The 14,422-nt window shown below is 67.3% G+C and carries 11 protein-coding genes; 8 read left to right on the top strand and 3 right to left on the bottom strand.

The genetic code is table 11. From position 1 onward, the window contains the following. The first annotated feature begins 1 nt into the window (after position 1). The 5 genes from B6S44_RS13300 to B6S44_RS13280 all read left to right on the top strand — a co-directional run bounded on the left by B6S44_RS13300 (position 2) and on the right by B6S44_RS13280 (position 7,024). Complete coding sequence (locus tag B6S44_RS13300; RefSeq protein WP_129157372.1) at positions 2–1,018, top strand: alpha-ketoacid dehydrogenase subunit beta; 1,017 nt, start codon at positions 2–4, stop codon at positions 1,016–1,018. Further along, positions 1,018–2,331: a dihydrolipoamide acetyltransferase family protein gene (locus tag B6S44_RS13295; RefSeq protein WP_129157371.1), complete on the top strand. Its 1,314-nt coding sequence runs from the start codon at positions 1,018–1,020 to the stop codon at positions 2,329–2,331. Before B6S44_RS13300 ends, B6S44_RS13295 begins: the two co-directional genes overlap by 1 nt. Positions 2,332–2,347: 16 nt before the next feature. Further along, complete coding sequence (gene lpdA / locus B6S44_RS13290; RefSeq protein WP_129157370.1) at positions 2,348–3,745, top strand: dihydrolipoyl dehydrogenase; 1,398 nt, start codon at positions 2,348–2,350, stop codon at positions 3,743–3,745. A gap of 112 nt (positions 3,746–3,857) precedes the next feature. Further along, positions 3,858–5,351: an amidase gene (locus B6S44_RS13285; RefSeq protein WP_129157369.1), complete on the top strand. Its 1,494-nt coding sequence runs from the start codon at positions 3,858–3,860 to the stop codon at positions 5,349–5,351. 86 nt (positions 5,352–5,437) lie between these two features. Next, complete coding sequence (locus tag B6S44_RS13280; RefSeq protein WP_129157368.1) at positions 5,438–7,024, top strand: ABC transporter substrate-binding protein; 1,587 nt, start codon at positions 5,438–5,440, stop codon at positions 7,022–7,024. 198 nt (positions 7,025–7,222) lie between these two features. Here B6S44_RS13280 and B6S44_RS13275 read toward each other — a convergent pair whose 3' ends face one another. The 3 genes from B6S44_RS13275 to B6S44_RS13265 form a co-directional block, all read right to left on the bottom strand. After that, a complete protein-coding gene (locus tag B6S44_RS13275; protein WP_206735151.1) occupies positions 7,223–8,818 on the bottom strand; it encodes a gamma-glutamyltransferase in 1,596 nt (531 codons plus the stop codon). Between the two features lie 96 nt (positions 8,819–8,914). Further along, positions 8,915–9,751 carry an endonuclease/exonuclease/phosphatase family protein gene (locus B6S44_RS13270; protein ID WP_248309580.1) on the bottom strand — a complete coding sequence of 279 codons (837 nt, stop codon included), beginning with the start codon at positions 9,749–9,751 and terminating at the stop codon, positions 8,915–8,917. A 181-nt stretch (positions 9,752–9,932) separates the two neighbouring features. Further along, positions 9,933–11,192, bottom strand: coding sequence for an ROK family transcriptional regulator (locus B6S44_RS13265; RefSeq protein WP_129157366.1), 1,260 nt, complete (start codon positions 11,190–11,192; stop codon positions 9,933–9,935). A gap of 168 nt (positions 11,193–11,360) precedes the next feature. Between B6S44_RS13265 and B6S44_RS13260 the strand changes: the two genes are divergently transcribed. The 3 genes from B6S44_RS13260 to B6S44_RS13250 are packed head-to-tail and all read left to right on the top strand — an operon-like array spanning position 11,361 to position 14,421. Beyond that, positions 11,361–12,620 carry an extracellular solute-binding protein gene (locus B6S44_RS13260; protein WP_129157365.1) on the top strand — a complete coding sequence of 420 codons (1,260 nt, stop codon included), beginning with the start codon at positions 11,361–11,363 and terminating at the stop codon, positions 12,618–12,620. 38 nt (positions 12,621–12,658) lie between these two features. Continuing rightward, complete coding sequence (locus tag B6S44_RS13255; protein ID WP_129157364.1) at positions 12,659–13,585, top strand: carbohydrate ABC transporter permease; 927 nt, start codon at positions 12,659–12,661, stop codon at positions 13,583–13,585. Continuing rightward, on the top strand, positions 13,585–14,421 hold the full coding sequence (locus tag B6S44_RS13250; protein ID WP_129157363.1) for a carbohydrate ABC transporter permease: 837 nt from the start codon (positions 13,585–13,587) through the stop codon (positions 14,419–14,421). Before B6S44_RS13255 ends, B6S44_RS13250 begins: the two co-directional genes overlap by 1 nt. Position 14,422 lies beyond the last annotated feature (1 nt).

The raw sequence follows: 14,422 nt of genomic DNA, 5'->3' as shown, positions 1-14,422 counted from the left end.
CATGGCCCGCATGACCATGATCGAGGCGATCCGCTCGGCCCTCGACGTCTCGATGGGCCGCGACGACAATGTCGTCGTCTACGGCGAGGATGTCGGCTTCTTCGGGGGCGTCTTCCGCTGCACCCACGGCCTCCAGCAGAAATACGGCGTCAACCGCTGCTTCGATGCCCCGATCAGCGAGCTCGGCATCGTCGGCACAGCGGTCGGCATGGCGGCTTACGGCCTTCGCCCCTGCGTCGAGATCCAGTTCGCCGACTACATGTACCCGGCCTATGACCAGATCGTCTCCGAAGCGGCGCGCCTGCGTTACCGCTCAGCCGGGGACTTCACCTGCCCGCTGGTGATCCGCATGCCGACCGGCGGCGGCATCTTCGGCGGCCAGACCCATAGCCAGAGCCCTGAGGCGCTTTTCACCCATGTGGCGGGCCTGAAGACCGTGGTGCCGTCCAATCCGCGCGACGCCAAAGGCCTGCTGATCGCTGCGATCGAGGATCCCGATCCGGTGATCTTCCTCGAGCCGAAGCGGCTCTATAACGGGCCCTTCGACGGCCATCACGACCGCCCGGTCACGCCTTGGTCGAAGCACGAGCTCGGCGAGGTCGACGAGGGACATTACACCATCCCGCTCGGCAAGGCCGCGATCCGCCGCGAGGGCTCGGCCGTCACCATCGTCACCTACGGCACCATGGTCCATGTCGCGCAGGCGGCCACCGAGGAGACCGGGATCGACGCCGAGATCATCGACCTGCGCACCCTGGTGCCGCTCGATCTCGACGCGATCATTGCCTCGGTCTCGAAGACCGGGCGCTGCATCGTCCTGCACGAGGCGACGCTGACCTCAGGGTTCGGTGCGGAGCTGGCGGCGCTCGTGCAGGAGCACTGTTTCTATCATCTGGAGGCGCCGGTCGTGCGCGTCACCGGCTGGGACACGCCTTATCCGCACGCCCAGGAATGGGCCTATTTCCCCGGCCCCGGCCGCGTCGGCGCCGCGCTGCGCGAGATCATGGAGAGCCGCTGATGGCCGAGCGCATCATCAAGCTGCCCGATGTCGGCGAGGGCATCGCCGAGGCGGAGCTGGTCGAGTGGCACGTCAAGGTCGGCGACATCGTCCGCGAGGATGATCTCATCGCTGCCGTGATGACCGACAAGGCGACCGTCGAGATCCCCTCACCGGTCGAAGGCGAGGTCACTTGGGTCGGCGCCGAGATCGGCGACACCGTCGCGATCGGCTCGGCGCTGGTCAAGCTCAAGGTTGCCGGTAGCAGCGCTGCCGCCGAGGAACCGGCGGAGATCGAGACACCGGCCGAAGCACCGAAGGCAAAGCCGGCTGTTGCGGCAACGCCAGAGCTCGCGCCCATATCGGAGCCTGCTCCCAAGGCCATGCCGACGCCGAAGCCGGCTGCGGCTCCCGCTCGCCCGGCACTGATCGTGACCACGCCCGGCCCGCGCCGCCCCGTGGGCGAGAAGCCGCTGGCATCGCCCGCCGTCCGCCTGAAGGCGCGCGAGGCCGGCATCGACTTGCGCCAGGTCCAGGGCTCAGGCCCAGCCGGCCGCGTCAGCCATGAGGACATCGACGCCTTCATCCAGCGCGGGCCGGAAGCCCCGGTCGCGGGCAGGCTCGCGCCGAAGACCGCGGTGACCGACGTCAAGGTCGTCGGCCTGCGCCGACGCATCGCCGAGAAGATGGCGCTGTCGAAGTCGCGCATCCCGCATATCACCATCGTCGAGGAGGTCGACGTCTCGGCGCTGGAAGATCTGCGCGCCGCGCTCAACAAGAAGCCGACGGCCGAGCGGCCGAAGCTGACGCTGCTGCCCTTCCTGATGCGGGCCATGGTCAAGGCGCTCGGCGAGCAGCCCAGCCTCAACGCGCTCTATGACGACGAGGCCGGTATCGTCCACCAGCATGCCGGCATCCATATCGGCATCGCGACGCAGGCTCCCTCCGGCCTGATGGTCCCGGTCGTCAAGCATGCCGAGGCGCGCGACCTTTGGGGCTGCGCCATCGAACTTTCGCGCCTCGCCGAACGCGCCCGCGACGGCAGTGCGACCCGCGACGAGCTCACCGGCTCGACCATCACCATCACTTCGCTCGGCGCACTCGGCGGCATCGCCACCACCCCGGTGATCAACCACCCCGAGGTTGCGATCGTCGGCGTCAACAAGATGGCGGTCAGACCCGTCTGGGACGGCACCACCTTCGTACCGCGCAAGATGATGAACCTCTCCTCCAGCTTCGACCACCGCGTCATCGACGGCTGGGACGCCGCCGTCTTCGTGCAGCGGCTCAAAAAGCTGCTGGAGACGCCGGCGACGCTGTTCGTGGATATGTGAGCGGCGGGAGAAAGCCATGACCGAGATCACCTGCAAGCTGCTCGTCATCGGCGCCGGCCCCGGCGGCTATGTCTGCGCCATCCGCGCCGGCCAGCTCGGCATCGACACCGTCATCGTCGAGAGCGGCAAGCTCGGCGGCAGCTGCCTCAATGTCGGCTGCATCCCCTCCAAGGCGATGATCCATGTCGCCGAGGAGTTCGAGAAGGCCGCCCACGCCGCCGCCGGCAAGACGCCCTTCGGCCTGACCGCCGCCGAGCCGAAGCTCGACCTGAAGCAGGCCGTCGCCTGGAAGGACGGCATCGTCCAGCGCCTCAACAACGGCGTCGCCGGCCTGCTGCGCAAGGCCAAGGTCAAGATCGTCCACGGCCAGGCCCGCTTCCGCGACGGCAAGACCGTCGCGGTCGAAACCGAAACCGGCCCGAAGATCATCAAGGCCGAGACGATCGTGATCGCGACGGGCTCTCATCCCGTCGAGCTGTCCTTCCTGCCCTTCGGTGGCAACGTCATCTCCTCGACCGGCGCGCTGGCGCTGACCGAATTGCCGAAGCGCCTCGTCGTGGTCGGCGGCGGCTATATCGGGCTCGAGCTCGGCACCGCCTTCGCCAAGCTCGGTAGCAAAGTCACCGTGGTCGAGGCGCAGGACAAGATCCTGCCGCTCTATGATGCCGAATTGACCGCGCCCGTCGCCAAGAGCCTGTCGGCGCTCGGCGTCGAGGTCCTGCTCGGTGCGAAGGCGCTCGGACCAACGGCCAAGGGCGATGGCCTGCGCATCGAGACTGCCGACGGCAAGGAGCGCGAACTGCTGGCGGACAGGGTCCTGGTCACGGTCGGCCGCGCGCCTGCAACGAGCAAGCTCGGCCTCGACGAGCTCGTGCTCGACATGGACGGCCGCTTCATCCGCATCGGCGAGCGCTGCGAGACCTCGATGCGCGGCATCTACGCCATCGGCGACGTCACCGGCGAGCCGATGCTGGCCCATCGCGCCATGGCGCAGGGCGAAATGGTCGCCGAGATCGTCGCCGGCGAGCCGCGCCTCTGGGATAAGGCCGGGATCGCGGCGATCTGCTTCACCGATCCCGAGATCGTCTCGGCCGGCCTCTCCCCGGCGGAGGCCAAAAACGCCGGCTTCGAGACCAAGATCGGCCAGTTCCCTTTCCAAGCCAATGGCCGCGCCATGACCCGCCATGGCGAGGCCGGCTTCATACGCATCGTCGCCCGGGTCGATAATCATCTCGTCCTCGGCATCCAGGCCGTCGGGCAAGGCGTCTCGGAGCTCTCCGCCGCCTTCGGCCTCGCCATCGAGATGGGCGCAAGGCTGGAGGATGTCGCCGGCACGATCCACGCCCATCCGACGCTGGGCGAGGCTTTCCAGGAATCGGCGCTGAAGGCGCTCGGCCACGCGCTGCACATCTGAGGCGAACGCAGGCCGGGGTTCAACCCGGCGAGGGTTGACGCAGCGGCTGAGGCCGCTTCGACTGGCTGGACGGGTCACGACGAACCCGCCCTGACTGCCGGAGCCTTCAGCCGTGACCGAACCCTGCGACCTTAATGCCGTCACCGCCCGCCGCCTGATCGGCGAGAAGAAGCTCTCTGCGACGGAGCTGCTCGAAAGCTGCCTCGCCCGGATCGACGCGGTCGATCCCGCCGTCAACGCCATGGTCGCGCGCGATGATGAACGCGCCCATGCCGCGGCGAAGGCGGCAGATGCGGCCACCGTGCGCGGCGACACGCTGCAGGCGCTGCACGGCCTGCCGATCGGCATCAAGGATCTCGAGGACGTCGCGGGCCTGCGCACCACCTATGGCAGCCCGCTCTTCGCCGACCATGTGCCGACAAAGGACCAGGGCATCGTCGCCTCGGTGCGCAAGGCCGGCGCCGTCATCGTCGGCAAGACCAACACGCCGGAATGGGGCGCCGGCGCCAACACCCGCAATGCTGTCTACGGCGTCACCGGCAACCCGTTCGATCCCTCGCGCTCCGCCGCTGGCTCATCCGGCGGCTCCGGGGTCGCGCTGGCGACCAATATGGTACCGATCGCCACCGGCTCGGACACCGGCGGCTCGCTGCGCAATCCCGCCGCCTTCAACGGCATCGTCGGATTCCGGCCGTCGCCGGGGCTGGTGCCCAGCGACAAGCGCGCGCTCGGCTGGAATCCGCTGTCGGTGCTCGGCCCGATGGCGCGCACAGTGCCCGATCTCTGTCTGCTGCTCGGGGCCATGGTGAGCGACGACGCCTGCGACCCGCTGGCGACCACGATCCATGGCAAGCAGGTCAGGCGGCCCGAGGACCTCGCCCGGCCGGACTACTGCGATCTCGCTTCGCTCAAGGTGGCGCTCACCCCGGATTTCGGCTTCGCCCCGACTGAGAAGCACATTCGCGAGGTCTTTGCCGACAAGGTCGGCCGCTTCAGCACGGTCTTCGGTCGGGCGGATGAGGCGACACCCGATTGCAGCGGGACCGATGAGAGCTTCGAGGTCCTGCGCGCCGTCAACTTCCTCGCCGGGCAATATGAGCGGGTGCGCGACACGCCGGACCAGGTCGGCCCCAATGTCCGCGCCAATGTCGAGGAGGGTCTGCGCTATGGCGCCCTCGACATCACCCGGGCGCTGAAGCAGCAGACGGTGCTTTATCATGAGTGGCAGCGCTTCTTCGACCGCTACGACGTCATCCTGAGCCCGGCGATGACGCTGAGCCCGCGGCCCTGGTCGGAGCTCTATCCCGCCGAGATCGACGGCAAGCCGACGCGGACCTATTTCCACTGGCTCGCCATGGCCTACGCGGTGACGATCGTCGGCCATCCCGCGATCTCGCTGCCGGTCGGGCTCGACCGAAACGGCCTGCCCTTCGGCCTGCAGATCGTCGGCCCGCGCGGCGGCGACGCCAAGGTGCTTGCTGTTGCCGCCGCGCTCGAGTCACTCTTGGCGGGCGATCCACTGACGGCGCGCCCCGTGCCGGATATCGCCGGGCTCAAGAAAGCCCCGAAGCTCAAGGACAGCCCGAATTTCCTCGGCTTCGACTAGCCGGAACATGCAATTTTCCAAGCCACGACAGCAGGACGAGCAGAGTTTGTAGCCGCACGATCCAATCATAAAAGGGGAGAGACCATATGAAGCGTCGTCAGTTCCTGCAGGGCACGGCAGCCGTCGCCCTGTTCGCTCCAACGCTGGCCCGCGAGGCCTTGGCGCAAGCGCCGAGCCCAACCGTGCTCAGAATGGCGCCACAGGCGAATCTCACCTCGCTCGATCCGATCTGGACGACGGCGACCGTGACCAATAATCACGGCTATTACGTCTATGACACGCTCTATGGCGGCGATCTCGACCTGAAGCCGCAGCCGCAAATGGCTGAGGGCCACGAGATCTCGGCCGACGGCAAGACCTGGAAGATCAAGCTGCGCGAGGGCCTGGCCTTCCATGACGGCCAGCCGGTCCGCTCGGCCGATTGCATCGAGAGCCTGAAGCGCTGGTGCCAGCGCGACCCTTACGGCCAGCTCCTGATCAAGGCGGTCGAAGCCTGGGGCGCCCCGGATGAGCGCACCATCGAGATCAAGCTGACCCGGCCCTTCCCGATGATGCTCGACTGCATGGCCAAGGCCGACAATCCGCCCTTCATCATGCCGGAACGCCTGGCCAAGACCGATGCGACCAAGCAGGTGACGGAGATGGTCGGCTCCGGTCCGTACAAGTTCGTGGCCAGCGAATATGTCTCCGGCAGCCGCGTCGTCTATGAGAAGAACGAGACCTACAAGCCGCGCAGCGAACCGCCGAGCCGCAATGCCGGCGGCAAGGTCGCCCATTTCAAGCGCATCGAATGGCCGATCCTGCCCGATCCGGCGACCGCCGCCGCCGCGCTGACCAAGGGCGAGATCGACTGGTGGGAGCGCCCGCTCGCCGACCTCCAGCCCTTGCTCGCGAAGAGCCCCGACATCACCCGTGAGGTCATCGACAAGAACGGCCGCGGCTCGATCATGCGGCTGAACCACCTCCAGCCGCCCTTCAACAATCCGAAGGTGCGCGCCGCAGTCCGCCTCGCGGTCAACCAGGAAGACTATATGCGCGCCTCCCAGGGCGACGACACCACCACCTGGCAGATCTGCCGGAACCTGTGGTGGCGGGGCACGCCCTATTACACCGGCGAGCTCGAGGACCTGATGCCGCAGAGCGTCGACAAGGCCAAGGCGGCGCTGAAGGAGTCCGGCTACAAGGGCGAGAAGGTCGTCATCATCAACCCGACCGACTTCCCCGATATCGGCCCGCTCGGCGACGTCACCTACGAGTTGCTCAAATCAATCGGCATGAATGTCGAGATGATGGCGAGCGACTGGGGCACGGTGATCCAGCGCCGCAACAGCCGCGAGCCGGTCGAGAAGGGTGGCTGGAGCATCTTCCACACCACCGGCGCGGCGGTCGGCTGGGGCAACCCCGCTCTGTCCAATATCGTGCGCGGCCCGGGCGAGAAGGGCTGGTTCGGCTGGTGGACCAACGCCAAGGCGGAGGAGCTGGCGGAAGAGTGGCTCTATGCACCGGACGAGGCCAAACAGAAGCAGGCGGCGGTGACGCTCGGCCGGCTGGCGCTGGAGGAATGCGCCACGATCCCGCTCGGTCAGTTCGTGATCAAGACGGCCTATCGCAAGGGCCTGACCGGCATGCTGCCGGGCTCGGCGCCCTATCCCTGGGGGCTGAAGCGGGGGTGAGTCCCGGACTCGGACCGAAACGGAAGAACCGCGGGGAACCCTCTCCTGTAAGGAGAGGGCAGGGTGAGGTGTAGGCCCTCTGACCAGTTCCGCGAGGCCTGACAGCGCGGTCGGGTTCAGGCTGACGTTTGCAGTCCGAACACCTCACCCCTGCCCCTCTCCTTCCAGGAGAGGGGTTTCGCGTCGTGGTTCTCGCGCCTACGACGCCGCCACGGCCGCCGACCAGGGCGAGGCGGCGTCGCTGATGCCTTCCTGCCCGTCCTGCCCGGTCCGCACCATGTTGGGGCAGGCGAAATTGAGCGGCAGCACGCCATGCTCGACCACCGTCAGCGGCCCCGCAGCCGCCAGCGCATCGAGCGTGCCGTCGGGCAGGCGCGCATCGGCGCTGGTGCCATCCGGCCCGGAGACGTCGATGCGCGGCTGGTGCGCGGCATCCTCGAGGCTCATGCCGCTGTCGAGGGTGAAGGCCAGCATCTGGTAGACGCTGGCGAGGATGCGCCGCCCGCCCGAGGCGCCGGCGCCATAACGTGGGAAGCCGCCATCGGCCGGCGTCACCACCACCGGGCACATATTGCAGAGCGGGCGCGCTCCGGGCGCGATCGCATTGGCGCTGCCCGGGCGTGGGTCGAACCACATCATGCCGTTGTTCATCAGCACGCCGGTCTCAGGCAGGACGAGCCGGCTGCCCATCGAGGAGAGCAGCGTCGTCGTCAGCGAAACGATCGTGCCCTCGCCATCGACCACTGTCAGATGCGTGGTGCAGGTCTCGGCCGGCTCCTTTGCAGCTTGCGCCGCGCCCAGCCCTTCGAGGCGGCTGGCATAGGCCTCGCGCATCACCTGCGAGAGCCGCGCAAACCACGCCGAGTCCGGTCCTCCGTCCGGCGGCGGACTTGCAGCCATGCGCTCGACCACCGCCTGCAGGGTCGGCGCCGCCGTCAAACCACCCGCCGTGTGGATACGGTGCGTGCCGCGCCAGTCGATCACCGGCGCCTCGCGCACGGTCGCATGACAGCCGGCCAAATCTTGCGCATCGACCACGCCACCGGCAGCGGCAATGTCGGCAGCCAGCTGCTTGGCGAGATCGCCGCGATAGAAGTCGTCGAGTCCGGCCCTGGCGAGATGCTCCAGCGTCGCGCCAAGATTGCCGAGTTTCCTGAAACCCGGCACGCCCTGATAGGGCGGCACCGGCGGCAAACCGTCAGGCAGGTAGATCCGCGCACTCTCCTCATAGAGCCTGAGCACCGAGGCGGAGGAGGCGATCTTCAGCGTCGTGTACCAGTCCTGCGCCAGACCGCGCCGGGCCAATGCGATTGCAGGCGCGAGCAGTTCGGCGACCGGCATGCTGGTCCCGAATGCCTCTTTCAGCTTGGCATAACCGGCAACGGAGGATGGAACGCAGAAGGAGAGCGGACCGTGGATATTGCGATCGTCGACCACACCCGGCCAAGCGAACAGATCGAGCTTCATCTCGCCGGTCAGCGGATAATCGGCCGGGTCGGCCCGGCGCGGCGCGACCGGGCCGAAGTCGACGACCTCAGCCCGGCTCTCGCCGGCCTTGAGCACGACGCCGAAGCCGATGCCGCCAAGCCCGCTGTTCCAGGGCTCGACCGCAGCCAGCGCAAAGGCCACCGCGACCGCGGCATCGGCAGCGTTACCGCCGGCTTCGAGGATCGCCGCCCCGGCCGCCGCAGCCTCGTGGTTCTGCGAGACGACAACGCCATTGCGCCCCCGCGCCGATGGCTTGGCCAGGCTCCAGTTCTGGGTGCGGTAGGCGCGGTGCGACGCAGTCGTCATAGGCAGGATCCGTCTCGGCATGATCGGCCATCGTGGCACAGCGCAGCCGGGGCGTCATTGGCGCGTAGCTGGGGACAGCCCGCGACCAGCGCCGGTTCAATGCGCCTGGCGGTCCTCGCCCGGCAGGTGCACCACCGCCTTGATCGGCAGGTGGTCGGAGGCCAGCCGCGACAATGCGGTGTCGTGCAATTCCACCTGCGTGATGGTCTCGGCCGGGTAGGCGACGATGCGGTCGAGCGCCCAGATCGGGAAACGCGAGGGAAAGCTCGGGATCGCGGCCTGCAGCGGCCCGAATTTCGGCGCCAGCCCGTGCAGGCTCGACTTCTTGCCGATCCGCCACTCGTTCAGGTCGCCCATCAGGAAGATCGGCCGTCCATCCGTCGGCTTCGAGGCGGCGATCAGCGTCTCGACCTGGCGCGAGCGCGAATGGCGCAGCAGCCCGAGATGGGCGGCGACCACCCGGATCGGCGCGCGGGAGATGGTCAGATCGGCGATCAGCGCGCCGCGCGGCTCGACGCCGGGCAGGACGAGCTGCCGCGTCGCGGTGACCGCCCCGTCGCGGAAGAGCACGACATTGCCGTGCCAGCCATGGCCCTGCCAGGCGCTCTGCACCGGCACCGGCTTCAGGCCCGTGCGGCGTTCGAGGCGGGCAAGATCGAGCAGCCCGGAGCGCTCGCCGAAACGCTGGTCGGCCTCCTGCAGCGCCACCACATCGGCATCGATCTGCCGGAGCACCTCGATGATCCGGTCCGGATCGAAACGGCGATCCCGCCCCACCGCCTTGTGGATGTTGTAGGAGGCGATCCGCAATTCCGCAGCCGGTGGTGCGCTAGCAAGCGCCTGCTGTCCGACGGTCTCGCGCGTCCAGCTCGACATCTGCGGCGGGCGCAGCGCCCGGATCCGGCGCAGGCCGCGCCCTTCGAACTCTAGCATCGAGCCGGCATCTCCAATCGTTCGCCCTGGCTCGTTAGCAAGAGCCTTGCCAAGATCAATCCCCGAAAGGCGCGACGGTTCGATCGGTCCCGGGCAAACGACTCGCCTGACTGAGCGTTAGCGGAAAAACCAGGCCGACGCAGCCCGCGGCTCGTCACGTCTGTGACATCGCGGTCGCCGGTTATGACGCGGCGGCGCTATTTGGTGCGGCAGGCGGGGCCGGCTCGGCCATTGCGGCGTTCCGCACCAGCCGCGGAGCGATCGCATCGAGCAAGGGCAGCGCCGCAGCCCCGAGCGCCGCGGTGAGCTGACCGGTCGTGCCGCGTTGGAGGCGGGGCGTGGCGCGACCATCGCGACGGGCGACGGACAGTGGCAACGGCTCGACTGCCGCGATCAGGGCATCGATGACGCTGTCCGGCAGCCCACCCCCCAGGATAATCGTTTCCGGGTCGAACAGGTTCTCCAGCATGGCGAGCACCGGTGCGAGCAGTGGTCCGGCCTGAGCGATCCAGCCCAGCACGGCCGGATGCCGTTCGGCGTGGAGCCCGGCGATAGCAGTCGCATCGACCTGGGTGATACCCGCCTGGCGCAGCGTCTCCTGCAGGGCCGAGGGCGAGACATAGCTTTCAAGGCAGCCCTGCCGGCCGCAAATGCAGGGCAGCCCCTGCGGCACCACTGGAACGTGGCCGAGCTCGCCGGCATTGCCGAAGGCGCCGCGATAGGGCTCGCCGCCCAGCATCAGCCCGAGGCCGAGCCCGAGCCCGAAATAGACCAGGCAGAAATGCCGGAGGTTGCGGCCGATGCCATAGAGGTGCTCGCCGACGGCCGCTGCCGTCGCATCGTTCTCGACCGTCACGGAGGTCGCCAGCGCGGCACTCATCAGCGCCGTCACGTCGCGTCCCGTCCAGCCGGGCAGCGCCGTCGAACCGACGGTGATCGTCCCTTCGAAATCGAACGGGCCTGGCATCACCACGCCGCAGCCGAGCAGGCGTTCCGGCAGGCCTCTCGTCGCCCGCGCCCGCCTGAGCTCTGCCGCCGCCAGTGCCTGCACCGCCTCGACCGAAATATCCGGCAACGGCACGACGCGCTGCGCCCTGATCTCGCCGGTGAGGTCGACCAGCACGGTGGTGATGTGGTCGGCGGCGATTTCCATGCCGGCGCTCACGCCGCCATCGGCATTGAGTGCGAACTCGACCGGCGGCTGGCCGCGCGCCGTGCGCCGGCGCCCGAGCTCGATGAGAAAGCCCTCTTCCAGCAATTCGGCGACGATGTTCGAGACCGCCTGCGCCGTCAGCCGCGACAGATTGGCGATGTCGGAGCGGCCGAGCCGGCCATGCTGCCGCAGCGTCTCGAGTACGACGCGCCGGTTATGGTGGCGCGCCCGTTCGGGATTGGCCCCGAGGGCGACGCTCTGCGCGGCTGGAGGCTTGCGGTGCGGCATGGTGGGTCGGCCCGTCCTGTCTGCACAAGCTGCGACGGCCATTAATCAAACTCAAGTGAATTAATCTATTGACAGTCAAGAGGCGGCGGGAAAGCATATGGCCCGAACGTCCAGCAGCCGGGAGCGAGCATGCGGGCGGACGTCGCAACGAGATGGGGAGGGCAGATCATGCGCGGCTTTCGCGGACTGGTTCTGGGTGTGTTGATGTCGGTCGGCGCCATTGCCGGCGCCCGCGCCCAGGCGGTCGAGATCGAGTACTGGCAATATGTGTTCGACGCCCGCATCAAGGCGATGAACGAGCTGATCAAACGCTTCGAGGCCGCAAATCCCGGCATCAAGGTCAAGCACACGACCTTCCCCTATGCCGACTACCAGACCAAGATCGCCGCCGCCGTTCCCGCCGGCCAGGGGCCGGACATGGTCCAGCTCTATTATGGCTGGCTCGATAATTTCGTCGGCGCCAAGTTCATCCAGCCGCTACCGCGCGACGCCTTCCCGCACGACGTGATCGAGAAGGAATTCTACCCGATCGTCCAGACGATGAAGCGCGACGGCGAGTATTACGGCCTGCCGACCGCGGTGCGCACGCTCGCCCTGTTCTACAACAAGAAGCTGTTCCAGGAGGCCGGGCTCGACCCGAACAAGCCGCCGCAGACGCTCGACGAGTATCTCGAAGCCGCCAAGAAGACCGTGAAGCGCGATGCCGCCGGCAACATGCTCTCGGCCGGCGCCGTGATCGACATGCCGGGCCAGGACCTGCACTGGTGGCGCGAGGTGCTGCTGCGCCAGATGGGCGGCAAGCCCTATTCCGACGACAGCAAGTCCGTCGCCTATGACAGCGAAGCCGGCGCCAAGGCGCTGAACTGGTACGCCGACCTGCAGCGCGTCCACAAGGTCGGCCAGGCCGGCTTCATGGATGAGGGCCAGGCCGCCTTCCGCGCCGGCCGCGCCGCGATGACGGTCGACGGCTCCTTCCGCCTCGGCGCCTTCGGCGGCATCAAGAACTTCGAATGGGGTGTCACCGAACTGCCGGCGAGCGCCGACGGCAAGCGCTCGAACTTCGCCAGCTACTGGGTCAACGCCATCACCGGCAAGCCGACCGGCGCCAAGCTCGAAGCCGCCAAGAAGTTCATGGCCTTCACCACCTCGCCGGAAGCGATGCAGGTCTGGCTCGACATGGTCGGTGAGCTCCCCGCCCGCAAGGCCGCGGCCGAAACCGAGAAGAACCTCAGCCACCCGATCTACGGCCCGTTCCTAAAGGCGTTGAACTATTCGCAGGCGACGGTCTTCGTCGACGAACTGGCGCAGCGCCAGGTCGGGCTCGACATGGCCAACCGGGTGTTCATCCAGAACCAGGATGCCAAGGCCTCGCTGGCAGAAGCCGCCAAGGCCGAGCAGGCGATCCTCGACCGCTTCTATAAGAAGTGATCGCGACGGCCTGAAGCCCCAGCACGGCAGGACGCGCCATGACCGCCAATACCCAAGTCGCCCGCTCCGGCGGGCGCCTCTGGCAGGGCCTCACCTTGCAGCAGAAGCAGGTGGTCTGGGCCTGGGGCTTCCTTGCCGTGCCGATCCTGTTCTATGGGCTGATCCGCTTCTACCCGACGGTCGAGGCCTTCGTGATCTCGACCACGAACTGGAACCTGATGAATTCGCCGTCCTTCGTCGGGCTGGCGAACTTCAAGCGGCTGATGGCCGATCCGGTGTTCTGGCAGGTGTTCCGCAACACCTTCCTCTACCTGATCATCGGCACGCCGGTCAGCCTCGTCCTCGCCTTCACCATCGCCTACCATCTCGACCGCGTCCGCTTCATGCACGGCTTCATCCGGGCGCTGTATTTCCTGCCTTTCCTGACCACGGCGACGGCGATGGCCTGGGTCTGGCGCTGGTTCTACCAGCCGGTGCCGATCGGCCTGATCAACGACGTCATCTCCTCCCTCGGCTTTTCCCAGCAGCCCTTCCTGCGCTCGACCACGCAGGCGCTGCCGGCGGTGCTGGCGCCGGCGATCTGGGCCGGGCTCGGCTTCCAGGTGGTGATCTTCCTCGCCGGCCTGCGCGCCATTCCGACGACCTATTACGAGGCGGCGCGGATCGACGGCGTCTCCGACTTCGCCATCCTGCGCAAGATCACGCTGCCCTTGCTCAAGCCGACGATCATCTTCCTCGTCGTCTTCTCCTCGATCGGCTTCCTGCGCATCTTCGACCAGGTCTACAACATGACCAGCGGCGATCCCGGCGGCCCGCTCAACGCGACCAAGCCGCTGGTGCTGATGATCTATCAGACCGCGTTCTCCTCCTTCGACATGGGCTATGCGGCGGCACAAACCGTCGTGCTCTTCCTCGTCCTGCTCTGCGTCTCGCTGCTGCAATTGCGCCTGCTGAGGGATCGCTGATGACCGGCTCCTCGCTCATGCACAGCTTCGCGCCCGGCCGCGTCCTCGTCTGGCTGTTGCTGCTCGCCGGCGGCCTGCTCATGCTGACGCCGTTGCTCTTCATGTTCTCGACCTCGCTGAAGGATTCGGCCGATATCTACGATCTCAGGCTGATCCCGGCGGCACCGACGCTCGACAACTACAAGACCGTGCTCTCGGACGGGCGCTTCCTGCGCTGGTTCTGGAACTCGCTGGCGATCGCGACGATCGTCACCCTGTCGAACGTCTTCTTCGACAGCCTGGTCGGCTACACCCTGGCGAAGTTCCAGTTCCGCGGCCGCTATCTCGTCTTCCTGGCAATCCTCTCGACGCTGATGATCCCAACCGAGATGCTGGTCATCCCCTGGTACGTGATGGCCAAGAATTTCGGCTGGCTCGACAGCTATTGGGGCATCATGTTCCCGGGCATGATGACGGCCTTCGGCACCTTCCTGATGAAGCAGTTCTTCGAGACGGTGCCGAACGATTTCCTCGAGGCGGCGCGTGTCGACGGGCTCAACGAGTTCGCGATCTTCTGGCGCATCGCTTTGCCGCTGGTGACGCCGGCGCTGTCGGCACTGGCGATCTTCACCTTCCTCAGCAACTGGACGGCCTTCATCTGGCCGCTGATCGTCACCACCAGCAAGGAACTCTACACGCTCCCGGTCGGGCTCGCCTCCTTCGCGGTCGAATCGCAGATCCAGTGGGAGCTGATCATGACCGGCGCAGCCCTGGCGACGATCCCGACGCTCGCCGTCTTCCTGCTGCTCCAGCGCTACATCGTCCGCGGCGTCGTGCTCGCCGGGCTCAAGGGATAGT

The organism is Allobosea sp. Tri-44, assembly GCF_004123845.1.
Taxonomy (GTDB): Bacteria; Pseudomonadota; Alphaproteobacteria; order Rhizobiales; family Beijerinckiaceae; genus Allobosea.
This window is presented reverse-complemented; position numbering and strand designations above follow the sequence as displayed.